The sequence below is a fragment of the Streptomyces sp. LaBMicrA B280 genome (assembly GCF_049222185.1).
In the GTDB taxonomy this organism is placed as follows: Bacteria; Actinomycetota; Actinomycetes; order Streptomycetales; family Streptomycetaceae; genus Streptomyces; species Streptomyces murinus.
The window spans coordinates 395,328-417,314 of the sequence record NZ_JBMJCT010000022.1; the positions used below are offsets into that span (position 1 = coordinate 395,328).

General features: G+C 72.0%; 22 protein-coding genes and 1 pseudogene. 13 read left to right on the forward strand and 10 right to left on the reverse strand.

The genetic code is table 11. The features are described from left to right. Positions 1-20 precede the first annotated feature (20 nt). From ACLF5H_RS21135 to ACLF5H_RS21160, 6 genes are read left to right on the forward strand one after another with little or no spacing between them, the layout of a single operon-like run. A complete protein-coding gene (locus tag ACLF5H_RS21135) occupies positions 21-1,886 on the forward strand; it encodes a B12-binding domain-containing radical SAM protein (protein ID WP_421677567.1) in 1,866 nt (621 codons plus the stop codon). Positions 1,887-1,909: 23 nt separating this feature from the next. Next, positions 1,910-2,605 (forward strand): hypothetical protein, encoded by a 696-nt coding sequence (locus ACLF5H_RS21140; protein ID WP_421677568.1) that lies wholly within the window; start codon positions 1,910-1,912, stop codon positions 2,603-2,605. Then, positions 2,602-3,414 (forward strand): HAD family hydrolase, encoded by an 813-nt coding sequence (locus ACLF5H_RS21145; protein ID WP_421677569.1) that lies wholly within the window; start codon positions 2,602-2,604, stop codon positions 3,412-3,414. The genes ACLF5H_RS21140 and ACLF5H_RS21145 overlap by 4 nt, the downstream gene beginning before the upstream one ends. Continuing rightward, positions 3,411-3,962, forward strand: a complete 552-nt coding sequence (locus tag ACLF5H_RS21150) for a hypothetical protein (RefSeq protein WP_421677570.1) — start codon at positions 3,411-3,413, stop codon at positions 3,960-3,962. The genes ACLF5H_RS21145 and ACLF5H_RS21150 overlap by 4 nt, the downstream gene beginning before the upstream one ends. A gap of 50 nt (positions 3,963-4,012) precedes the next feature. Then, the gene (locus tag ACLF5H_RS21155) at positions 4,013-5,182 is read left to right on the forward strand and encodes a peptidogalycan biosysnthesis protein (RefSeq protein ID WP_421677571.1); all 1,170 of its coding nucleotides are present in this window, start codon (positions 4,013-4,015) and stop codon (positions 5,180-5,182) included. Positions 5,183-5,231: 49 nt separating this feature from the next. Next, positions 5,232-6,350 (forward strand): hypothetical protein, encoded by a 1,119-nt coding sequence (locus ACLF5H_RS21160; protein ID WP_421677572.1) that lies wholly within the window; start codon positions 5,232-5,234, stop codon positions 6,348-6,350. 101 nt (positions 6,351-6,451) lie between these two features. Here the strand turns inward: ACLF5H_RS21160 and ACLF5H_RS21165 are convergent, their stop codons facing one another. Beyond that, a complete protein-coding gene (locus ACLF5H_RS21165; RefSeq protein ID WP_421677573.1) occupies positions 6,452-7,333 on the reverse strand; it encodes a phytanoyl-CoA dioxygenase family protein in 882 nt (293 codons plus the stop codon). A 130-nt stretch (positions 7,334-7,463) separates the two neighbouring features. Here ACLF5H_RS21165 and ACLF5H_RS21170 point away from each other — a divergent pair, with 130 nt between their 5' ends. Together ACLF5H_RS21170 and ACLF5H_RS21175 are read left to right on the forward strand one after the other, a co-directional pair. Further along, positions 7,464-8,780, forward strand: coding sequence for an MFS transporter (locus ACLF5H_RS21170; protein WP_421677574.1), 1,317 nt, complete (start codon positions 7,464-7,466; stop codon positions 8,778-8,780). 66 nt (positions 8,781-8,846) lie between these two features. After that, positions 8,847-10,067 (forward strand): ATP-grasp domain-containing protein, encoded by a 1,221-nt coding sequence (locus ACLF5H_RS21175; RefSeq protein ID WP_421677575.1) that lies wholly within the window; start codon positions 8,847-8,849, stop codon positions 10,065-10,067. Positions 10,068-10,088: 21 nt separating this feature from the next. Here ACLF5H_RS21175 and ACLF5H_RS21180 read toward each other — a convergent pair whose 3' ends face one another. From ACLF5H_RS21180 to ACLF5H_RS21220, 9 genes are all read right to left on the reverse strand, one after another. After that, on the reverse strand, positions 10,089-10,670 hold the full coding sequence (locus ACLF5H_RS21180; protein ID WP_421677576.1) for a GNAT family N-acetyltransferase: 582 nt from the start codon (positions 10,668-10,670) through the stop codon (positions 10,089-10,091). 74 nt (positions 10,671-10,744) lie between these two features. Then, positions 10,745-11,770: an SDR family oxidoreductase gene (locus ACLF5H_RS21185; RefSeq protein WP_421677577.1), complete on the reverse strand. Its 1,026-nt coding sequence runs from the start codon at positions 11,768-11,770 to the stop codon at positions 10,745-10,747. Between the two features lie 28 nt (positions 11,771-11,798). After that, the gene (locus ACLF5H_RS21190) at positions 11,799-13,046 is read right to left on the reverse strand and encodes a beta-ketoacyl-[acyl-carrier-protein] synthase family protein (RefSeq protein WP_421677578.1); all 1,248 of its coding nucleotides are present in this window, start codon (positions 13,044-13,046) and stop codon (positions 11,799-11,801) included. Then, a complete protein-coding gene (locus tag ACLF5H_RS21195; RefSeq protein ID WP_421677579.1) occupies positions 13,043-13,303 on the reverse strand; it encodes an acyl carrier protein in 261 nt (86 codons plus the stop codon). The genes ACLF5H_RS21190 and ACLF5H_RS21195 overlap by 4 nt, the downstream gene beginning before the upstream one ends. A gap of 58 nt (positions 13,304-13,361) precedes the next feature. After that, positions 13,362-14,642 carry an aspartate aminotransferase family protein gene (locus ACLF5H_RS21200; RefSeq protein ID WP_421677580.1) on the reverse strand — a complete coding sequence of 427 codons (1,281 nt, stop codon included), beginning with the start codon at positions 14,640-14,642 and terminating at the stop codon, positions 13,362-13,364. Next, a complete protein-coding gene (locus tag ACLF5H_RS21205; RefSeq protein ID WP_421677581.1) occupies positions 14,639-15,106 on the reverse strand; it encodes a type II toxin-antitoxin system RatA family toxin in 468 nt (155 codons plus the stop codon). Before ACLF5H_RS21205 ends, ACLF5H_RS21200 begins: the two co-directional genes overlap by 4 nt. Continuing rightward, positions 15,093-16,343, reverse strand: a complete 1,251-nt coding sequence (locus ACLF5H_RS21210; RefSeq protein WP_421677582.1) for a GNAT family N-acetyltransferase — start codon at positions 16,341-16,343, stop codon at positions 15,093-15,095. Before ACLF5H_RS21210 ends, ACLF5H_RS21205 begins: the two co-directional genes overlap by 14 nt. 55 nt (positions 16,344-16,398) lie before the next feature. Continuing rightward, on the reverse strand, positions 16,399-17,529 hold the full coding sequence (locus ACLF5H_RS21215; protein WP_421677583.1) for an acyl-CoA dehydrogenase: 1,131 nt from the start codon (positions 17,527-17,529) through the stop codon (positions 16,399-16,401). Between the two features lie 27 nt (positions 17,530-17,556). Further along, on the reverse strand, positions 17,557-18,750 hold the full coding sequence (locus ACLF5H_RS21220) for a cytochrome P450 (protein ID WP_421677584.1): 1,194 nt from the start codon (positions 18,748-18,750) through the stop codon (positions 17,557-17,559). A 434-nt stretch (positions 18,751-19,184) separates the two neighbouring features. On the opposite strand from ACLF5H_RS21220, the pseudogene ACLF5H_RS21225 reads away from it, so the two are divergent. The 5 genes and pseudogenes from ACLF5H_RS21225 to ACLF5H_RS21245 all read left to right on the forward strand — a co-directional run. Continuing rightward, positions 19,185-19,472, forward strand: a pseudogene (locus ACLF5H_RS21225) (sugar ABC transporter ATP-binding protein); the annotation flags it as partial. A 32-nt stretch (positions 19,473-19,504) separates the two neighbouring features. Then, positions 19,505-20,407: a sugar phosphate isomerase/epimerase family protein gene (locus ACLF5H_RS21230; protein ID WP_421677585.1), complete on the forward strand. Its 903-nt coding sequence runs from the start codon at positions 19,505-19,507 to the stop codon at positions 20,405-20,407. A 48-nt stretch (positions 20,408-20,455) separates the two neighbouring features. After that, a complete protein-coding gene (locus ACLF5H_RS21235; protein WP_421677586.1) occupies positions 20,456-20,905 on the forward strand; it encodes a nucleotidyltransferase domain-containing protein in 450 nt (149 codons plus the stop codon). A 211-nt stretch (positions 20,906-21,116) separates the two neighbouring features. Continuing rightward, positions 21,117-21,536: a DUF6193 family natural product biosynthesis protein gene (locus ACLF5H_RS21240; protein ID WP_421677621.1), complete on the forward strand. Its 420-nt coding sequence runs from the start codon at positions 21,117-21,119 to the stop codon at positions 21,534-21,536. Positions 21,537-21,790: 254 nt separating this feature from the next. Beyond that, positions 21,791-21,985 (forward strand): hypothetical protein, encoded by a 195-nt coding sequence (locus ACLF5H_RS21245; RefSeq protein ID WP_421677587.1) that lies wholly within the window; start codon positions 21,791-21,793, stop codon positions 21,983-21,985. Positions 21,986-21,987: the final 2 nt, after the last annotated feature.

Consider the following 21,987-nt stretch of genomic DNA (forward strand, 5'->3'; position numbering starts at 1 on the left):
CCGGAATCGCAGGCCCCCACGTGATACTGACGGTTCGTCCCCCCCTGGAACCGCGATGTCCCGACTCCGTCACCCGGCAGGAGCTGGCCGACCGCCTCTCCCGCCGCCGCGAACTCTTCGCGCGGTCCGCTGACACCGCCCCCCACCCGGCCCGGGACCCCTACCTCTTCCCGATCATGGCCGCCCTGGTCCCCGTCGCCACCAGCCGAGGCGGCGAGGTCGCCTACCCCGGCGACCCCATGTGCCTCTACTCGGCGCTCTCCCTCACCGTCGAACGATCCGTCGCACGCCTGGTGCGCGGGCTCCCCGAACAGCCGTCGCTGGACGACGTCGCCGCCGACTGGGGTCACTACCCGGACGACGCCTACCGCCTCGCCGAGGACGGACCCCGCTCCGTGCTCGTGGCGGACAGCCGGACCACCGACGGCCATGTCTTCGACCCGCGCATCTGGGACGACGTGGCCCGCACGGCGTTCATCACCGAACTCCGGGCGCTGCGCCCCAAGGTGCTGCTGCTCAGCTCGGTGTCGGCCGGCCACCGCTACGCGCTGGAGATGGCCGAACTGGCCAAGGAGCACGCCCCCGGCTGCCTGGTGATCGTCGGCGGCAGGCACGCCGACGAGACCGTCCGCTACCAGGACGCCACCCGCACGGCCGACCTGTCCTGGAGCAGCACGGTGGAAGTCATCCGCGACGGCCGGTCCCGGCCGGTGGTCGACTTCGTGGTGGCAGGGGACGGATCCCCCCTCCTCGACCTGCTGTTACGCGCGGTCGCACTGGTCACGACCCCCACCTCGGACCCCACCCCCGTCGAGGCGGTCCTCGACGCCCTCGCGCTCGTCGCCGCCCACGACGGGACGACCAAGGGGGCCGGCAACATCGTCGGCCTCACGGCGGACGAGGCCGTGCTCGTCCCCGTACGGGGCGAGCGCATCGACGCGGCGCGGCTCCCCTCGCCGTACCAGGCCTTCTCCGTGCGGGCCCGGTTCGGGATCTTCACCCGCGCGGGCAGCTCCCCCCTGGGCAGCCGCACCGCCCATGTGATGACACTGGACGCCTGCCCCTTCAAGTGCACCTTCTGCTCCGAGAGCATCCAGGTGTCCAAGCGCCCCACGCGCTTCGCGGTGTCCGAGACCGAGCACGTCGCCCAGCGCATCGAGCAACTGGTCGACTGGGGAACGGAAGCCGCCTTCTTCGACGACCCGGTCTTCTGGGGCGGCAACTGGAAGGCCATCACCGACTTCTGCCACGACCTGGCACGCCTGCGGGCCCGCAAGCCGCGGTTACGGTCCTTCGAGTGGGGCGCACAGCTCACCGTGGACGTCGTCCTCAACCGCGCCAAGGCGCCGGAGGTCCACGCGGCCCTCGACCTCATGCGGGAGAACGGCTGCACCTACGTCTACATCGGCATCGAGAGCATGGCCCAGCAGGTCATGCGGAACGTCGGCAAGAACCTGCTGCGCCGCAACCCCGAGGCATGGGTGAGCAAGGTGCGGGAAGCCCTGACCACCATCAGGGACCACGGGATCCGCGTCGGCAGCTCCGTCCTCTTCGGACTCGACGGCGAGAACCGCGATTCCATCGAGGAGACGATCGAGGAGATAGGCCGGCTCATCGACGACGGACTGCTCGTCATGGCCAGCCCGAACATCCTCACCTACCACCCCGGCACCGCCATCACCGCGGCACACGGGCAGGACCGGCTCGACTACCACTCGCGCAAGGACAACCGGCCGCCCTACACGTACTTCGAAGAGGCATACCCCGAGGTGGTCTCCCGGCTCCTGGACGAGGACGACATCTGGTTCATCCACGAGGCCGCGGCCAAGCGATGGGGCAGCACCCGCAACAGCGCCGCCGAGTCGGCGACCCCCATAGGCGCATGACGCCCACCAGCGGAAGGATTCCCTTGAAAGACCATGTGCTGGACGTCGACGAGAAGAGCTACTGGGGGCCGTACTACTCGTACTTCCCCGCGCTCGCCCGCTACATCCCGCTGGGCGAGTACGCCCGCCGGGTCCGCCCGAGGGCCTGCGTGCTCGGCGCCTCGGACGGCAAGTTCGCCCTTCCCCTGCTCCGCGCCGGCTGGGAGGTCGTCGGTGTGGAGACCGACGCGCTCTTCCTGAACGGCGGCGAGTTCGACCTCGTCGACGGCCACCACGAGGTCGTCGGCCTCCGGCAGCGGCTGGCCTCCGAGGGCCTCACCGACGACTGCGCCATCGTCGAGCAGGACTACATGACCCTCCCGGCCTCGGGCGACTTCCAGCTGGTGCTGGGCAGCGGCCTGTGGTCGATGCCCCCCAACCGGGCGCACACCCTGGAAGCGCTCATCCACCACGCGATGGACATGGTCGCCCCGGGCGGCATCTTCTTCGGCGAGTACCTGATCGGGCTCAACGACGAGGAGCGGCGGTGCGGTTACTACCCGCCCAGGGAGGAGATGGACACCATCGTCGACCGCCCCGGCTGGCAGCTCTTCGAGAACGCCGACCTCGGCATCCGTGGCGAGAGCCACCTCGGCTACGAAGAATGGCACTACCACCGGTACGCCGCCGCCATCGTGCACCGCATGCCGCTGCCCACCACCCCCGAACCGGCCCCGTGACCTCCACGGACCTCGCACGGACCGGCGGGCGCCCCCACCTTCCCGGGGGCGCCCGCCCGGCGGTCGTCGTCTCGGACCTGGACGGCACCCTCCTGAACGCGGACCACGAGGTCGGCGAGCGCACCGCCAAGGCCCTCACCGCGGCCGTGGCGGCCGGCGTGCACCTGGTCCTCGCCACCGCCCGGCCCGCCTGGTCCGCCCGGCAGGTGCTGCTGCCGCTGCGCGGCCTGGGCGCGTCCCTCGTCTCCTCGAACGGCGCCGTCACCGGCGATCTGGACGACCCCCGGCCGCGGCGGGTCCGCGCCATGGCACCGGCCCGGGTGCGCGAGGCGCTCACCCTCCTCGGCCCGGTGCCCTGGGCTCTGGACCGGCCCTCCGGGCGGCTGCTCGGACCCGACTGGCCGGACGTCCTCAGCAGCGGGGGAGCCGACGCGCCCCGGGTCGGCCAGGTGCCGGACGACGAGGACGTCCTCTGCCTCATGGCCCTGCGCGCCGACCCGCCCCCGCCCGACCTCCTCGCGCCCGCCGGTCTCGGCTGGACCTCCTCGGACGCCGGGCTGGTCGAGGTCTCGGCGCCGGGGGCCGACAAACGGTCAGCCGTCTCATGGCTCCTTGAGGCCCGGGGCCTCGACTGGAGCGCCGTCGTCGCCTTCGGCGACGCGCCCAACGACCTGAGCCTGCTGCGCGCCGCCGCCAGGGGGGTGGCCATGGCCAACGCCGTTTCTGACGTACGGTCTTCGGCGACGGAACTGACGGCCTCCCACGACGAGGACGGGGTGGCCATGTGGGTGGAGAGGAACCTGCTGTGAGCGAAGAGAACCCTTCCGGCGGCCCACCGGCGGGGAAGGTATGGATAGTCGGCGGCCCGGGCTGCGGCAAGTCGACCCTCGCCGGACTGCTGACGCGGTCCGAGGCGCCCCCGGTCTGCCTGGACGCCCTGTTCTGGGGGCCCGGGTGGACGCCGGTGCCGGAGGAGGCGTTCCTCGCCGAGGTCGGCAAGGCGCTGGAGGGCGAACGCTGGGTGGTGGACGGCCAGTTCCCGGCCGCCGTCGCCGCCTACGCGCACACCGCCGACTGCGTGGTCTGGGTCGACCCGCCGCTGCGCCTGGCCTTTCCCCGGCTGCTGCGCCGCACCCTGCGCCGCTGGATACGCCGGGAGAAGCTCTGGGGCGGCACCCGGGAAACCCTGTGGACCGTCGTCGGACCCCGCTCGATCCTCTGGTACGCCCTCAAGGTGCGGGCGGAGCAACAGCGCGCCAACCAGGAGCTGTTCGCACGGCTGGCGAAGTCCGGCGTGCGCCTCATCCGCTTCCGCGACGGCGACGTACGCGACCTCGTCGGCCGGATCCCCCGGTGATCCTCTCCAGGCCGGTGCAACAACCCTCTTGTCAATGTCGGGAGTTACCCATGGATGTCCGCACCTACGACACAGTCGGCGCGCTGCCCGGCGCCGACTGGGACTCTCTCACGTCCGGGTCCACCATCTACTCGACCGCGGCCTTCCAGGGCGTACGTGAGGAAGAGCTTCCGCCCGGGGCCCGGGCCCGGCGCGTCACGGCCCATGACGCCCAGGGCGCCATGGCGGCCGGACTCGAGGTCTACACCTTCGCCCGGCCCCCGCACGCGCTCTACACGCCCGCCGATCTGCTCGCCGGACTCGTCGACGAGGAACGCCATGCGGCGGTCGCCTCGCGGCCACTGGCGATCGGGGCGGGCTGGTCCGAGTTCCGGGGCCAGATCGTCCACCACCCGGACGCCGGGCCCGAGCGGCGGGCGGCGGCCGTCGAGGCCCTGACGGCCGAGGCCCTGGCCTTCGCCGAGAAGGCGGAGGCGTCCGTCCTCGCCTACTACTACCTTCCCCGCGAGGACGCGCTCGACCTCGCCACCGCCCACGACGATGCCGTCGTCCTCTTCCACGACGTGGAGACGGTGCTCCCGGTCGGCCTCTGGGACGACCTGGAGGACTACTACGCGTGGCTCCCCGCGAAACGGCGCCCCCGTGCCCGGCGTGAGGTGCGGACCTTCGGCGAGAGCGGGCGCACCGTGCGTGAGGTGGCGCTGCCCGGGGTCGTGGAGCGCATCGCCCCGCTCAACAGCGCGCTGATGCGCAAGCACGGCCACGACTACGGCGTCGCCAAGGCGGCGGAGGTCTACGGCAGGCAAGGACGGCACCTGGGGGAGCGCAGCACCCTGCTGCTGGCCGAGGAGGGCGAGAACCCCGTCGGCTTCGCCCTGCGCTACCGCCACCAGGACATGCTGTACGCCCGGGTGGCCGGTTTCGACTACGGCTACGAGAACAAGGCGGACTACTTCAACCTGGTCGTCTACCACCCGATCGCACAGGGGACGGGGCGGTCCACCCGGGCCATCCACCTCGGCCTCGGCACCTTCGAGGCCAAGCTGAGCCGGGGTGCCCAGCCGGTGCCCCTGTACACGGTGCTCGTGGGCGTGGACCGGCCCCTCGGGGCCGACCCCGACGCCGTGCGGGAACGCAACCGCGAGGAGACCGAGGCGTTCGGGGCCGCGTACGCGCGGCACGTGGTCGGCGGAGTCGACACGAAGGACTGGCAGCTGTGAACCCGCGTACCGCCCCGCGGACCGGACGGTGCGCGAGGAGGCCCCGGCCGTGACCGAGACCAGGCATCTGACATCGATCGGCGACATCGCCCGCGACACCTGGGACTCCCTGGTGCCCGCCTCCTGCTTCTACCAGAGCCATGGCTGGCTCGCCGGGCAGGAGCGCCCCGACTTCGCCGCGGCCACCTACACCGTGGTGTCGTCGGAGGGCAGGCTGCGCGCCGCCACCCCGTCCTACGATTTCCCCGCGAGGAACGCACCGCCCCTTCCGCCGGTCGCCGCCGACCGCGCGGTGCTGCGCGTCGGCACCCGCACCGGGTACCACAATGAATTCCTGCTCGCCGGAGGGGAGGCGGAACAGCGGGACGCCCTGGCCGAGTTGGTCGGGGGCCTGGCGGAGCACGCCCTGCGGCTCGGCCGTGACGCCCTCCTCTTCGACTTCCTCACCACCGACAGCCTGCGGTTGCTCGCCGGTCTGTTCCCGGTCCGGGCACAGCTGCGCAGCGCCGAGGCCGTGATCCACAACGAGGAGGGCACCTTCGAGTCGTACCGCCGACTGCTCGGACACAACGTCCGCAAGCGTGACTACGAGGTGCGCAAGTTCGAACAGGCCGGGCTCTCGCTGGAGACGGCGCCCCTGTCGGAGTGCGTGGACGAACTGGCGCCGCTGATCGGCCAGACCATGGACCGGTACGACGCGTCCCTGGACCTGGCGGAGATCAGGGCGTTCCTCAAGGTCCAGGCCGAGCACCTCGACGGCCTCAGCACGGTCTTCCGTGTCGTCGACGAGGAGGGCGGCCTGGTCGGCGGGCATGTCGCCTTCGCCTGGCGGGAGATGCTCTACGCCCGGGTGGCCGGGTTCGACTACACCCGGACCCGGGGCGCGTACGAGTACTTCAACGCCGTGTACTACGGCCCGCTGCGGCACATGGAGCGGCATCGGCTCGACACCCTGCATCTGGGCCTGTCGGCGGTGGAGGCCAAGGTCAGACGCGGGGCGCGGCTCCATCCGGTCTGGGCGGCGGTGCTGCCGCTGCCGCTGGTCCGGGGCGCGGGGCTGACCCGCGACACCGCCGCCGACCAGGCCCTCGCCGACGCGGTGCGGGCCGAGGCCGGTGGCGGAATGGACGAGGGGGAGTGGGAATTCGGCCGGGTCACCCCGCTGTGACCCGCACGGCGGGCTCCAGGGGGTGACGCGCCGGGCGACCGGTACGGCACCCCGGGCGAGCCTCGGCCCCGGGACCCGCGCGGGTCCCGGGGCCGGAGCCCTCATCCCCCGGCGGGCCAGAGGGTGGGGCAGAACTCCGGGTCCGCGTAGTCCGGTTCGCCGGACGGGGTCCGCCGTACCAGGACGTCGTGCTTGTACGGCTGCTGGCGGCCGTCGGAGTTCCGGTAGTGCCGGTAGGCGTTGGACCCGTCCTGGAGGTGGAACGAGATCGCGCGGCGGGGGTGCGGGCTGCGGTTGGGCCCGCTGCCGTGGTACAGGAGGCAGTGGTGGAAGGTCATATGACCCCGCGGTATGTGCACGGGCACCCGCTCGACGGTGGCGCCGTTGCGCTCCGCGTCCCCCTCCAGCAGGTACTCGCGGGCCACATCGGCGGGATCGCCGGCCGGCCGCTCGGCGCCGTGCCGCCGTTCCCACCGGTGGCTTCCCGGCACCATCGTGATGGTGCCCGCCTCCTCCGTGCAGTCATGGAAAGGGATGAAGGCAGTCAGCATGTTGTCGGACGAGCAGGTGGGCCAGAAGTATTTGTCGAAATGCCAGGAGACAATGTTCGACGTTTCTTCCGGAGCGGCCGGCTTGTAAATGAGGGTCGCCTGGAAGGTGCGTATCTCCGGAGTTCTCGCCAATCGTGCGGCCACGGCGGCGACGAGAGGTTTACGGAGAATTCCGGCGATGGTCTCGTCCCGGTAATGAATGTAGTCGCTGTTGCGCTGGATCTCGCCGTCGGCGGAGGACCAGTCGGCCAGTCGATCCGGTCGAACGGGTAGCTCGCGACCCCTCTGACCTGCATAGAAGCGCTCGCTGGCCTCGGTCAGGGCCTCGGTCTCCGCGTCGCTGAGCAGTTTCTGCGAAAGATACCAGCCGGTTTCCTCGTAGCGCAGGACATCCTCGTCCGACGGCAGCAGCCTTAATTCTTCCTCTGTCAATACCGAATATTCCGACACCGTATCCTCGCCTCTCTGGACGTCTGTCGAACCGTCGGTCCGCGACGCACTCTAGCGTATGGGTGAGGCGTGTGCTAGGTTCATTTTCAAATTGGTTCGATCGAAGGACGAGATGGCGATCCTAGACGACGAAATCCGAGTTCTCCTCAAGGAGAACAGGGATTTCCGAAACGTATGGACAGGGGAGTCCGCCGCTCATTTCGGGGCCCAGCTGACCAACTTCCTGCTCCCGCTGGTCGCGGTGACCGCCCTGCACGCCAGCGGTACCGAGGTGGGCCTCATCTCCGCCGTGCAGTTCGTCCCGGTCGTTCTGCTGTCGCTGGTCGCCGGGATGGTCGTCGACCGCCACCCGCCCCGCCGTACGCTGGTGCTCACCAGCCTGGTCCGGGGCGCCGCGCTCGGGCTCCTCGGCCTCGCCCAGGCCGCCGGAGGGCTGACGGCCGCCCAGGTCGTCGCGGCCGCCGCGGTCATCGGCACGGCCACCGTCTTCTACGAGGTCGCCTACCAGTCCACCCTCCCCAAGATCGTCCCGGTGGACGCCATCTCCTCGGCCAACGGACTGCACCAGGCCACCTACTCCATCAGCCAGCTCGCCGGACCCTCGGCGGCGGGCTTCCTGGTGGGAAGGGCGGGGCTGTCGCCCACCTTCGCCATCACCGCCGCGCTCTTCGCGGGCGCGGCGCTCAGCGGATCGCTCCTCCGCGGCGTCAAGGCCCCCGGTGTGCCGCGGCAGTCGGCACTGCGCTCGATCGGATCGGGGCTGCGGTACACCTGGTCCCTGCGGCCCCTGCGCGACCTGTGCACCCAGGCGGGCCTGTCCAACCTGCACGAGCAGTGCTTCCTGACCGTCTTCCTGGTCTTCGCCGTCCGCGAGCTGGGCCTGGACGGCACCACCATCGGCGTGGCCATCGGCATCGGCAGCGTCGGCGCGCTGGTCGGTTCGCTGGTGGCCGCGCGCATCGGCGCCCGGCTCACCGTGGGCAGGGCGCTCACCTGGGGCGTGGTCCTGGCCGCCGTGGGTCTGCTCCTCGTCCCCGCCGTGGCCCTCTTCGACCTCGGTACGGTCGTACTGGTGACCCTCTTCGCCCTCGCCTTCGTCGTGAACGGCTTCGGGGTGGCGCTCTTCAACGTCTTCGCGGTGAGTCTGCGCCAGACCATCCCGCCGGAGGACCAGCTGGGCGCGGTCACCGCGAGCTACCGGCTGGTGGCCCTCGGGACGCTGCCGCTCGGTGCCTTCGCCGGCGGGGCCCTGGCCGACGCGCTGGGGCCCGGCCGGGCCATCTGGATCGTCGCGGCCTCGTACCTGTGCGTCTCCTTCTGGCTGATGTTCTCGCCGCTGCGCTCCGCCACCACCCTCGAACAGGCCCGTGTGCTGGGCGAGGAGCCGCGGACCGCGGACACCGCCGGTGAGCAGCCCTCCACCTCCTGACCGGCCGCCCGCCCGGCCCGCATCACCTCCTGCCCCTCCGCCCGGACACAGATAGAGAGAAACGACGTGGCTGTTGAGCGAGATGTCCTGATCTACTCCAAGCGCTTCGAGGGCGGGGTACGCCTCGTCTCGCGCATGCTCTCGGACATGGGACGCCGCCCCGTCCTGGTCTCCGACGAGCCGGAGGACGTCAACCGCGACCACTGCGCGGCCCACATCGTCGTCGACTGGGAGCAGGCGAGCCTGGCGGAGCTGGTGGCGGCGGTCGGCGCGGCGGGCGTGGAGCCGACCGCCGTCGTCAACTTCGTCGACTCGCTGATCTCCTGGCAGGTGCGCACGGCACGGCACTACGGGCTGCCGGGCGGAGAGCGCGGCCGGGAGGTCCTGCTGAGCAAGGCCCGGGTGCGGGCGGCCATGGCGGAACGGGGCCTGTCCTCGCTCCCGTTCGTCGCGGGAACCGTCGCCGCCCTGGACGTCGAGGCGGTCACCTCGTACCCCGTCATCGTCAAGCCCGACCAGGACTCGGGTGGTTCACGGCTCGTCCGCCGTGCCGGGAACGCCGTGGAACTCCGCGCCCGCCTCAAGGACCTGGCCGACACCATGGGTCCGGACACGGACGCCATCGTGGAGGAGTACATCGACGGCGTCGAGTTCTCGGTCGACGGTCCGGTGCTGGACGGCCTGTTCCACCCGCTCTTCGAGGTCGAGAAGACCGAGCACGACAACCAGCGGCACCACGACGCGGGACTCCTCATCTCGCCCCCGCCCTCCGCGCACGTCCGGCAGGCCGTGCGCGACCTGTCGGAGCGGATCGGGATCCTCTGCGCCTCGCTCGGCCTGGAGAGCAGCTGGTTCCATGTCGAAGGGCGGGTGCGCGCGGACGGCAGCTGCGAGCTGGTCGAGATCAACCCGCGCCCCGGTGGCCGGATGTACCGGACGGCCACCCAGCGGACCTGCGGGGTCGACCCCATCGACATGTCGGTACGGATGGCACTCGGCGAGCGGCTGGACGACGCCCTGGCAGCGGCGACTCGCGGCGGCGCCGAGCTGCTGGCCATGCTCCCCTTCGAGGCCGACCGGGTCGGCACCCTGGTGAGCGCCACCTCCGTCGAGGAGCTCAAGCGGATTCCCGGGGTGGTGGACGGCTACCTGTTCGACAACTTCCGCGTGGTGACGATGGACCGGGAGAACTTCTTCGCCGAGGCCATGATCATCGCGGACGGCGTCGCCGATCTCCATGGGATCGCCGAACAGGTCCGCTCGGTCTTCACCTTCACCTTCGAGTGACCCGCGACGGCGGCATCCGGTTCAGGGCCCGGACGGGGCCCGCCGCTCACCTTCGGGGACGACGGGCGCGGCGTAGCAGTGCACCGTCACCGTCTCGGTGGGGCTCCACCGCTGGTCGACGGTGTCCAGCAAGGTCCACCCCAGCCGTGTGTACAGGGCCACGGCCGAGGTGTCGGACGTCAGGACGTCCAGGACCGGATGGCGCCGGCGCCGCCGTGCCTCGCCCGCGGCCCGCTCCATCAGCAGGGCGCCGACCCCCTTTCCGCGCACCGCGGGGGACACGAACAGACGGCTGATCACGACGGCCGCCTCGACGGGCGTCCCGGCGCGGCGGCTCCACAGGCCCGGCGCCCGGTCCTCCGCCCCGCCCTCGGACAGGCCGACATGACCGACGATCCGGCCGTCCAGCTCGGCCACCCAGGCGGCGAACAGGGCGGGCCGGGCCAGCCAGTCACCGGGACGCTCGGGCCAGTTCTCCGGGTAGCCGTCCCGCTCGTGCACCTCGGCCAGCAGCTCCACGCAGGCGTCGAGATCCGCGTCCTCGCGCCGCCGTACACAGCAGCCGGAAGCCTCTTCCACCATGGGCTGTGCCGGTTGTTCCACCCCAGCATGAAACCACGGCAGGACCGCTCTCGCGTGGTGGCGACGGGCGCGGGCCGAACCCGGAGCCGATCCGCTCACGCGCCCTTCGTCAGCAACGTCCACGGCCGCGGCTCCGCCAACGCCAACCGGGGCTTTCGCGCCGCCCAGTGCTGGACCGCGGTCGTCATCGCCTCGGCGGGATCCCGGACGGGATACGTCGGGGTGAAAGGGGTGGCCATGCTGGTGTAGCTCTGGAACATGGCCAAGAGCTTGACCGCCTCGCTCTGGAAGGGGGACAGGTAGCGGTCGGCGAGGGGGAGGAAGAAGCGGGTCCAGGTGTCCGGGGGGACGATCGGGGGGCGGGCGATCGGTGGGGCGCCGTGCGTGGCGCGGAAGGTGTTCAATGCCGCGCAGGTCACGTCGATGAGCGTGGCGAGGCGCAGGCTCTCGGGGCCGGCCGCCACGATCTCGGTGCGGGACGCGGGCGGCGGGGCGGAGAGCGCCGCGTCCGCGATCGCGCGGGCGACCTCGTCCACCGGGCTGATCTCCGCGAAGCCGTCCGGGTCGCCGACGACGACCGCGGCGAGCCCGGACACCAGGGCGTGCAGCAGCGTGTACGGGCCGGAGAAGCGGGCGATCCGGCCGTCGTGGCGCCTGCCGACGACCAGCGGGGGGCGGACGATCGTCAAGGGGCCGGGGTGCTCCTCGCGCACCACCTGCTCGCACACCGCCTTGGACCACTCGTAGCCGTTGCGATAGCCGTCGAACTCCGTTGCCGCCGCGCTCCGTTCCCCGGCGACGTACGCCGTGGACACATGCACCAGATGGGTGTCGCGGCCGGCGAGGGCGAGGACCGCGCGCAGCGGCTCCACATTGGCGGCGAGCGCCTCCGCGCGGGTCATCGTCCAGCGGGTGGAGGCCGCGGTGTGCACGATGACGTCCCAGTGGCCGCCGAGCCCCGCCGGTACCGGGCCCCCGCCGAGAGCCCAGGGCACGATGCCCGCGTCCGTCGCGCGTCGCGCCGTACGGACCAGGACGTGCGGCGGCGCGTCGGCCGCGCGCAGGGTGTCGACGGTCTCGGTGCCGATCACACCGGTGGCACCGGTGACGAGAATGCGCATGGTTCCGTCTCCGAGCGGGCGCGAGGGATCAGGGGGCGGGAGAGAGCACGAGGCAGGCGTTCTGGCCGCCGAAACCGAAGGAATTGGACAGCACGGGAGCCGGACGCACCGTCCGGGGCGCCCCGGTGACCAGGTCCACGAGGTCGGCCTCGGGGCTGGTGCGGGTGTTGGCGATCGCCGGGACCAGGCCTGCCGAGACGCAGCGCAGGGCCAGCGCCGCCTCCAACGCCCCGGAACCGCCGATGAGATGGCCGGTGACGCCCTTGAGCGCGGTGACCGGCGGGGACTGCCCGGCGAAGCAGCGGTCGATCGCGGCGGCCTCGGCACGGTCGTTGAGCAGCGTGGAGGTGCCGTGCGCGTTGACATGGCCGATCTCCGACGGTGCCAGATCCGCGTCGGCGAGCGCCGAGCGCATACAGGCTGCGGCGACGGAGCCGTCCTGGTGCGGGGCCACGATGTGGAAGGCGTCGCAGTTGTCCGCGTAGCCCGTGATCTCTCCATGGATACGCGCCCCGCGCGCCACCGCGAGGTCCCAGCGCTCCAGCACCAGCAGCGCCGCGCCCTCGCCGACCACGAACCCGTCGCGGTCCGCGGCGAAGGGCCGACTGGCAAGCCAGGGCTCCTCGTTGCGCAGGGAGACGGCCCGCATCCGGGCGAAGCCGCTCATGATGACGGTCGTGACCGGCGCGTCGGCGCCGCCCGCGAGCGCCACGTCCAGTTCCCCGTGCCGGATCTTGCGGGCCGCCTCGCCGAGCGCGGTGGTGCCGCTGGCGCACGCGGTGGCGTACGTGGTGCACGAGCCCCGGAACCCGAACCGCATGGCGATCCGGCACGCGGGGGAGTTGGTCATGGTCCGGGGCACGGTGTGCACCGGCATGCCCATCGGGAAGGCGCCGTGGTCGAGCGCGGTCGCCTCCATGCTGGGCAGTCCGCCGATACCGGTGCCGAGCTGTACTCCCGTGCGGTCCGGCGGCAGATCGCCGGGCAGCCGGGCGTCGGACACCGCGTCGGCCGCCGCGCACAGTGCCAGCATGGTCACCCGGTCGATCTGCCGGGCCTCGCGGCGGGTCAGATACTCCTCCGGTTCGAACGGCGGCACCAGGCAGGCGAAGCGCACGGGCACCTCCTCGGCCGCGAGCCGATCGACCGTCGCCGCCGTGGACTTGGCCGCCAGGAACGTCTGGAACGCCTCCTCGGGTGTGTTTCCCGCGGGTGACTTCACCCCGACACCGGTGACGGCCACCCGGAACCGGCCACGCGCGTCCCGGGCGTTCACCGCGGCTCCGCGAGCCGGGTCTCCAGCAGGTCCACGGCCTCGCCCAGGGTCTCGGCGGCCGTCAGGTCCTTCACCTGGATGCGCAGTCCGAGCGCCGACTCCAACCGGGAGCCGATCTCCATGAGTTCGAGGCTGTCGATCCCGAAGTCGTCCACCAGGCTGGTGCCGCCGTGGAGTTCCGCCGGTTCGGTGCCGATCACATCGGAGACGACGGTACGCAGCAGGAGGTCGAGCTGTTCGCGGGTCCGGGTGGGCATGGGGGTTCCGTTCTCCTTGAGCGGGGGCGCGGGGGCGCGGCACGGACGGGCTTCGGGGTCATCTCTCGGCGCACCGGGCCTCGGCCTCGGCCGTGGCGTGGTCCAGGGCGGCCAGCGCCTCCGCCACCTCCGACAGGCCGCAGGCCAGCGAGGGCAGCAGGCGCACGGTGGCGGGGCGGCTCAGACAGGGGGAGACCAGCAGCCCGGCGTCGGCCAGACCGAGGACGACATCGCCGGCCAGCCGCGGCGAGGCGTAGTCGATCCCCCACAGCAGCCCGCGGCCCCGCACCTCGCGCACCGCACCGGGATGACGGCTCCGGAGCCGGTCCAGCCCCTCGGTCATCGCCTCAGCCAACTCGGTCCCATGTGCGGCCAGTTGCTCGATGGCGGCCAGGGCGGGTGGCAGCGCGGCGCACGCCAGCGGGTGCCCGCCGAAGGTCGCCGAGTGCAGGAACGGGTCCGCCTCCAGGGGTGCGTACAACTCCTCGGAGCACACCACCGCCGACAGCGGTACGACGCCTCCGCCCAGCGGCTTGCCCACCAGCACCGCGTCCACGGGCAGCCCCTCCGCGAGCGCGACGGACCGCTCGCCGCAGCGCCGCAGCCCGCACTGGATCTCGTCGGCGACGGTGAACGCGCCGTGCCGCCGGGCATCCGCGCACCAGCGCCGCAGCACGGCCAAGGGCAGCGGTACGACGCCGTTCTCGCCCTGCACCGGCTCGAAGACCACGGCCGCCAACTCACCCGAGGCGGCGGCCCGTTCGACGGCCTCGAAGTCCTCCGGGTCCGCGTGCACCACATCGACCACGCTGCCGCGCAGCCCGGTGCGGAAGAGCGGGCTGTGGGTGAGGGCCAGCGCGCCGGTGGACTTGCCGTGGAACCCGCCGCGCACCGCGAGGACCCGGTCGCGCCCCGAGGCCAGCCGGGCCAGCTTGACCGCCACCTCCACCGCGTCGGCGCCGTTCAGCCCGAAGTACACCTTGGGCAGGGCGCCTTCGAAGTACCGCACCAGGGTGGCGGCCGCCCGCGCCGTCACCGGGTTGGCGAGGCTGCGGGTCGCGGTGGGCAGAGTCTCCAGCGCCCGCCGCACGCCCGCCACGACCGCCGGATGCCGGTGCCCGAGCAGCGGCACGGCGTAGGAGCCGAAGTCGAGCACACTGCGGCCGTCGGAGAGGGTCACCCGGCATCCCACGGCGCCCACCTCCACGGCACCGCGCCCCGCGAAGCTCCCGGTCAGCGCGAGCCGGGGCGAGAAGTGCCGGCGGACCAGGTCGAACGTGCGCTGGGCGTCGGGGAGTTCACGGTCCTGGTCGAGCCCTGCGGCCGGGCTCCCCGTCACCGCCGTACCCCCGCGTCCGTGTCCGCGGTCCCCAGCCGCCGCTCCAGCGCCCGCAGCATCTGGGCGGCGTTCTCCCGCAGCGCGTCCGAGGCGACCGGGTTGAGCATCTCGGCCAGCAGCGGGATGCCGATGTCGAAGTCGACGTGCAGGGACACCGTGCTGTGCGCCGCGCCGGTCGGGGTCACCGCCCAGTGGCCCGAGAAGTCCCCCAGATCGCCGGTGACTTGACGGAAGTCGAAGCGCCGCGCCCCGGGATCGAGCACCTCCGCCTCGGTCCAGCGCAGGACCGAGCCCTTGAGCCGGACCGACCATGCCGTCGTGCGGTGCCGGGCGTCGCCGCGCTCGATCACCGTCACCGATTCCACGTTGTCCATGCAGCCCGGATAGGACTCGACGTCGGCCACGGCGGCCCAGACCTGATCGGGCGAGGCGGCGATGCGCAGTTCCACGTCAACTCGGGGCATGCGAAGTCCTCTTCTCGGGCGCGGACGGCGGGGCGGCGAGGGGTGCGGGCAGCAGATCGGCGTGCGCGCCGAGGGCCTCGGCCAGGGCGGAGTCCAGGGCGCGCGGCAGCAGGGCGCGCAACAGGGCGCGGGGGAGCGGGCGTCGGTGGGTGAGGGCGTAGGACTGCGGGACCAGGCCGCAGCCCAGCTCCACCTTCGGTGTGTACGCGGTCTGCGCGAACCGGATATGGGTGCAGCCCGACTCGATGGCCAGCCGGATCGCCGCGTAGTGCACGGCGTGGTAGAGCCGCGCCTCGTGGGCGATACGATAGTCGAGGCCGATCCGCGCCCCGGTCGCGCCGGTGCCCCGGAACAGGCACAGCAGGAACGCCACCAGGCGGTCGTCCTCGAACACGCAGACCAGCGCCCGCCGGGGCTCGGCGGAGCCCGCCAGGGCGGTGAGGAAGGACGCGTCCAGGCGATCAAGCGTCTGGTCGGCGCGGTCCATCACCTGTCCGTACAGGGCGAGTACGTCGGGCAGCAGGGATGCGAAGTCCTCGACGATCTCCACGCGGGCACCCGGCCAGGCCGCGAACTTGCGCAGCTTGCTCCGGGCGTTGCGCCGCGGCTTGGCGGGCAGCGCGCGGACGTACGCGTCGAACGAGTCGTACCCGAGCCGCAGTTCGGTGTCCGGCATGCTGCGCGTGACGAAATATCCGGCGCGCTCCAACTCCGGTCGCAGGAGTATGAGTTCCGTGTCGCCGAAGTCCTTGAACACCACGGTTCCGAGCCCGGACCAGTCGGCCACGTCTCCGGCCGCCGACACCAGCAGCCGTACGGCCTGTGGCGGCAGCGGCCGCGCCGCCGCGATGTGGCCCTGGCCCAGCAGATGGCCGCAGAACAGCATGGGCACGCGCAGCAGCCCGGGACACGCGGCGCGCAGCGGGCGCAGCAGCCGGCGTTCGCGCGGACCCACCACGTCGTCCAGGCGCAGCCCGGGGAAGAGGCACAGCGGCAGCACGGCCACCGTCTCGTCCCCCTGGCGCAGCAGCAGATAGCGGTAGCCCTCGGGGCCGAGGCGGCCGCGCTCCATCGCCGCGAACACCCCCTGGGACCACAGCGGATCGTCCGCCGGGGCCAGCTCCCGCCAGACCGTCGACGGCACGGCGTCGACGGTGTCCGCGATCTCGACCCGGTAGGGCGTCCGCGCGGGCGACGGCTCGCCGTGCCGCGCTGCCGTGCCGCGCTCTCGCCTCATGGGTGCCTCCTCGGCGGGTGGGATCGACGTCCGGAGCCCGTGCGCACCGCGCCGCTCAGCCGATGCGCAGCCGGGCGCCGCCGAGGTGCTCCCGCAGCGGCGCGGCCATGCGGGTGCGCGAGGGTGGATGGAAGGCGAGCCCGGACGCGGCCGAGGCCAGATAGGTGCCGTCGGGCGAGCCGATGAACGCCATCCCGCCGAGGGCGGACAGACAGCGGGGCGCGGTGCGGGCGATGGCGTCCTGCGCCGCGTACCGGGCGTGCAGCGCCCGCACCAGCAGCGTGTCGTCCCACGCCTCGCTCTCCATGGCCGTCGCCACCGCCTCCACGGCGAGCATCGCGGCCTCGACATCGACCAGGAACGGCGTCGGATCGCCGCCGAAGCCCCCGGGTTTGGTCAGCACCCGTTCGACCAGGCCGCTGATCACGCCCAAGTAGCCTGCGGTCAGAAGGAGTTCGAACCAGAGGAAGCCCGCGACATTCAGTGAGTCGGGCACCGCGTCGGCCGTGACCTCCGTGGTGACGACCATCTGCGGATCGAGCTCCACCTCGGTGAGCACCACCTCGTCGCTCTCGGCCCCCGCCAGCACCGGGCTGCCCCAGAACGGCCGCACGGTGAGCCCCGGGGTCTTCGCCGGTACGATCGCCACCGCGAGACGGGCCACCCCGTCCGCGCCGGTGAGCGTGACGGAGGCGGTGAGCAGGTCCATCGAGCGGGACAGGCTGCACGGCTTCTTGGATCCGTTCAGCACCACCCGTCCGTCGCGGAGTTCGGCCCGGATGCCCGGACGCAGGATGTTCTGGCCGGTGTTGCCCTCGGCGAACCCGGAGGCCAGCAGCAGCCGTTCCCCGGCGACCGCGGTCAGCAGCAGGCCCTCCATGCCGGTGCCACCCCTGGCGGTCTCCACCAGGCCCGCGACCGAGAAGTGGTGCATGGTGGTGGCGACCGCGAGGGACGGGCACCGGGCGCCGACGGCCCGCTGCGCCCGGACCGCCTGGAGCACGGTCGCCCCGGCGCCGGAGTGCTCGGCGGGCACCAGCAGCCCCGGGCCGCCCGCCGCGCGGAACGCCTCGATCGCGGGGCTCGGGGCGCGCTCCAGATCGGCCAGCGGATGCGCGGCGAGCGCGGTGTCCAGGCCCGGGAGCAGCCGGTCGAGCACGGCGCGTTCGGTGTGCAGGAAGTTCACGGACGTCCCTTCTGTGGGCCGGGGTGCTCAGCCCGAGGTGACGAGGGGCAGCCGGGTGAAGGCCCGCAGGCTGATGCTGTCCCGGCGCACCGGGCGCCGGGCGTGGGCCAGTCCGGGGAAGCGCGCCAGCAACTGCCGTACGACGGCGGCGCCTTCGAGACGGGCCAGGGCCGCGCCCAGGCAGTAGTGGGCGCCCGCGCTGAAGCTGAGCACCCGGATGTCGGGCCGCAGCACATCGAAGGCGTCGGGGTCCGGATGCCGGGCGGGGTCGCGGCCCGCGGCGGCGAGCACGGTGGTGATGTTGGCGCCTTGGGGGATCGCGACGCCGCCCACGGTCAGCGGGCGGGTGGCGATCCGCTCCGTCATCCGCACGGGCGTGTCCCAACGCAGGGACTCCTCCACGCCGTTGGGCACCAGGGCCGGATCCTCGCGCAGCATTTCCAGCTGGTCGGGATGGCTGAGCAGGGCGTGCACGGTCAGGCCGAGCAGGCTGGCGGTCGTCTCGAAACCGGCCACGAACACCAGCAGCAGCATGTCCAGCAACTCGCTCTCGGCGAGCCGCCCGTCGTCGGTCTCGCGCACCGCGAGCAGCGCGGAGACCAGATCGTCGGCGGGCCTGCGCCGCCGCAGGGCGACCAGTTGGGCGAAGTAGCCGCGCAGGGCGCTCACGGCCTCGTCGGCGCGCTTCCAGTCCTCGTCGGTGCGCACCGGCTCAAGGAGCCGGCCGGCGTCCTGCCCGTAGTGGTGGAAGCGGTCCTGGTCCGTGTGCGGGACGCCGATCAGTTCGCCCACGACGGCCACGGGCAGCGGGTAGCCGACCAGTTCCTGGAAGTCGGCCGCGCCGCCGTCACGGGTGGCGTCGGCGAACCGGTCGAGGAGTTCCGCGGTGATGGTCTCGATGCGCTCCGTGAGGACGGCGACCCGGCGGGCGCTGAACCGGTCGGCCACCAGCCGCCGCAGCCGTACATGGTCGGTTCCGTTGGCGCGCAGCAGCGAGGAATAGAAGAACACGGCGGCCGGATGTTCCCGCCAGTCCGGCAACTCCGTTTCGCACCAGGTGAGATCGGGAGTGAGGCAGGACGGATCGCTCAGCACCTGCTGGCAGTCGGCGAACCGGGTCAGGAAGTAGGTGTCGAGCTTCTCGTGGTAATAGACGGGGGCGATACGGCGCAGTTCGGCCAGGACCGGATAGGGGTCTTCCTTCCCCTCGGCCGTGAACATCGACGAAAGCAGCGTTTCCGAATCCACCGTTGTGGCCTTTCCGCCATCCGGTCCGGGAGCGGAGTGGCACGTCGCCAGTATGTCCCTCAGCTGGTCCGACTGCCATGCCGGTGAATTCTCCGGCCAATTATGATCCACCTCTGGCCGGATCTCATGAGGGGTGCGAAATACGCGCCCTCTTCACCACCCCGGAGTGCAACCGGGTGGTGAAGAGGGTGAATTCGTAAGTCATATAAGCAGGCTTTGTGTGCGGATATTCCGGAGGTGTGGAGCACATGAATCCCGGACCGTGCGGCGGGGCCATGTCTGGACAAAGTGTTGACAGCGGCTCCGGCGGGGACTTGTATCGCGTCCCGACGCAACAGCGCCCTTCCCGTCGCACGCACAGTGAGGTGCAGAGAACGATGGATCGCTCTTCTCGCCCGGGCTCGCGCGGGTCCGAGCCGACCCGGGGCCCCTGGCCGCCGCGCCGCCTGGACATCGCCCGGATGAAGGAGACCGCCGACCGGGAACTGCGCCGCGTGGGCATCGTCCTGGACGACCTGGAGCAGCCCGTCGGCACCCTCTCCGGCGGCCAGCCCCAGTGCGTGGCCATCGCCCGCGCCGTCCACTTCGGCGCCCGCGTCATCACCCACCACCCGCACCACGCCTGCCTGGTCGGCGACCACTTCAGCGTGCTGCGCCTCGGCACCCTGGAACTCGACGCGCTGCCCGAGGACCTCGGCGACACCTTCCCCGAAGGGACCACCTGATCATGCCGCACGACCTCGACCGCATCCGGGTCGGCTCCGCCCCCGACTCCTGGGGTGTCTGGTTCCCCGACGACCCCCGGCAGGTGCCCTGGGAACGCTTCCTGGACGAGGTCGCCGAAGCCGGCTACGCCTGGATCGAACTCGGCCCCTACGGCTACCTCCCCACCGACCCCGCGCGGCTCAACGAGGAGGTGGCCCGCCGCGGCCTGAAGGTCTCCGCGGGCACGGTCTTCACCGGCCTGCACCGCGGCCCCGCCGTCTGGGACGACACCTGGGCCCACGTCTGCCAGGTCGCCGCGCTCACCCGGGCGACGGGCGCCCGGCACCTCGTGGTGATCCCGTCCTTCTGGCGCGACGACAAGACCGCCGAGATCCTGGAACCGTCCGAGCTGACCACCGAGCAGTGGGGCCACCTCGCCCGGGGCATGGAGCGGCTGGGCCGCCGGGTGAAGGAGACGTACGGCCTCGACATCGTCGTCCACCCGCACGCCGACACCCATATCGACACCGAGGCCCATGTCGCACGCTTCCTGGACGCGACCGACTCCGGCGCGGTCGGCCTCTGCCTGGACACCGGTCACTACGCCTACTGCGGCGGCGACAGCGTCAGGCTGATCGAGACGTACGGCGAACGCATCGGCTATCTGCACCTCAAGCAGGTCGACCCCGCGGTCCTCGCCGAGGTCGCCGCGCGGGGCCTGCCGTTCGGACCCGCCGTGGCACGCGGCGTCTTTCAGGAACCGCCGCACGGGGTACCGGAGTTGGGGCCTGTGCTGGAGGCGGCGCAGAAGCTGGGCGTGGATCTCTTCGCCATCGTGGAGCAGGACATGTACCCGTGCGAGCCGGACAGGCCACTGCCGATCGCGGAGCGGACACGCAGGTTCCTGCGGTCCTGTGGGGCGTGAGGGGTGAGGTGCGGGGACGGGGCCGAGAGCCCGCCGGACCAGACCGGTGTGCCACCTGAATGCCTCGCCGAGGTACGGGAGTTCCTCGACCGCCTCACCCCCTGGGTCGCGACCCGCGAGGACATTGTCGGCCTCCTCCTCGTCGGCTCCTACGCGCGCGGGGCGGCGCGACCGGACTCGGACGTGGACATCGTCCTCCTGACGTCGGACCCGGCGTCGTACCTCACCGACACCGCCGAATCCGGGAGCACATGGACCGACCGGGCCGGCGAACTCGGCCTGGGCCGACCGGTCCGCACCCGCGCCTGGGGACTCATCACCGAGCGACGTCACACCCTCGCCTCCGGCCTGGAGGTCGAGCTCGGCATCGGCGGCCCGCAGTGGGCGCGGACCGATCCCGTCGACCCCGGCACCCGTCGTGTCGTCACCGACGGCGCCCGCACGCTGTACGACCCGCGGCGCGCCCTCGCCGCGTTGGTCCGGCGCTGTCGGCCGTGACGCCTGTCGGCAATCACCTGCAACAGGCGTCTCGCGGAGTGCACACGGCCCTCGCCGCTCGCTTCTTTTCGCGGTCACTCCGCTGCGACGATCGCGGCGGGCTGGAACCAAGTGGTCACGGTTCTTGGAACCAGCGTCGAATTGCCGTCGTTGTGGGAGCCGGATCCGAACAACCGGCTTCCGAAGCGCGGGGATGATGGTCACCGTGGATATGACACCAGCGGACCAGCATGCCTTGGTCGAAGTGGGTTGGCAGAACGTTCGCGACGACGGGCGGGTCCGTCCGGAGCTGCTCGAAGCCGCCTACGCCGAGCCCCGCCTACGCCGGCTGTTTCCCTGGACGGGAATGGGGGAGCTGCACTTCAGCCGCTGCACAGAGTGGCCGTGGGCATGGGACGTTCCTTACATCCAGCCCGCAGCAGAAGGCGAATACTGGGTCTCTGGCCCTCTGCGCAGCGAGTCCGTGGGTCCGGCCGCAACGGCACAGCAGGCCGTCACGATGGTCGTCGACCGGCTCCCTCCCCATTGCGGGCCCGCCCTCGTCGGAACCCGAGAAGAACTCGCCGCCCACGACGCAGCGATCCTCCCCGCGAACCCCGAGGACCCGGGTCCCGACCGTGCCACGAGCTGATCTTGGTTCCAACCGTCGTGGCCCGGTTCCAACTAGCGCGTCCCGGCTCAGCACATCATCCTCCGGACGCGGAACGAGGACCATCCGAGGCACTCAACTCGCCAACTGCGGCGTTCAGTCACAGCGCTGCAGGAGTGGGGCGCCGTTCCTCCGTAACCCTGACGGATTCGCGCCAGGCGCGGCCGGGAACCAACCGGGGGCACGTGGGCGTTGTTGAGGTGAACGGGGGCGCCCGCGCAGACGGGAGGACGAGGATGACACACCGTACGGAACCCCGGAAGACGGCACCGGACACCGCCGAGGCGGCGGCCCAGCGCCGGGAACGCTTCGGCACCCTGCCCGAGCGGATACGTCCCGAGGACACGGTCGAGACCAGCCCGGCGACGCTGCCGGACCCGGCCCGCGACCGGTATCACGCGGACGAGTGGCTGGTGCGGTACTGCGGCTGACG

Coding starts and splice junctions, on each gene's coding strand:
- ACLF5H_RS21155 (WP_421677571.1), top strand. CDS start 4,013: ATGGATGTCCGCACCTACGACACAGTCGGCGCGCTGCCCGGCGCCGAC.
- ACLF5H_RS21170 (WP_421677574.1), top strand. CDS start 7,464: ATGGCGATCCTAGACGACGAAATCCGAGTTCTCCTCAAGGAGAACAGG.
- ACLF5H_RS21185 (WP_421677577.1), bottom strand. CDS start 11,770: ATGCGCATTCTCGTCACCGGTGCCACCGGTGTGATCGGCACCGAGACC.
- ACLF5H_RS21195 (WP_421677579.1), bottom strand. CDS start 13,303: ATGCCCACCCGGACCCGCGAACAGCTCGACCTCCTGCTGCGTACCGTC.
- ACLF5H_RS21205 (WP_421677581.1), bottom strand. CDS start 15,106: ATGCCCCGAGTTGACGTGGAACTGCGCATCGCCGCCTCGCCCGATCAG.
- ACLF5H_RS21210 (WP_421677582.1), bottom strand. CDS start 16,343: ATGAGGCGAGAGCGCGGCACGGCAGCGCGGCACGGCGAGCCGTCGCCC.
- ACLF5H_RS21220 (WP_421677584.1), bottom strand. CDS start 18,750: ATGTTCACGGCCGAGGGGAAGGAAGACCCCTATCCGGTCCTGGCCGAA.
- ACLF5H_RS21230 (WP_421677585.1), top strand. CDS start 19,505: ATGCCGCACGACCTCGACCGCATCCGGGTCGGCTCCGCCCCCGACTCC.
- ACLF5H_RS21240 (WP_421677621.1), top strand. CDS start 21,117: ATGACACCAGCGGACCAGCATGCCTTGGTCGAAGTGGGTTGGCAGAAC.
- ACLF5H_RS21245 (WP_421677587.1), top strand. CDS start 21,791: ATGACACACCGTACGGAACCCCGGAAGACGGCACCGGACACCGCCGAG.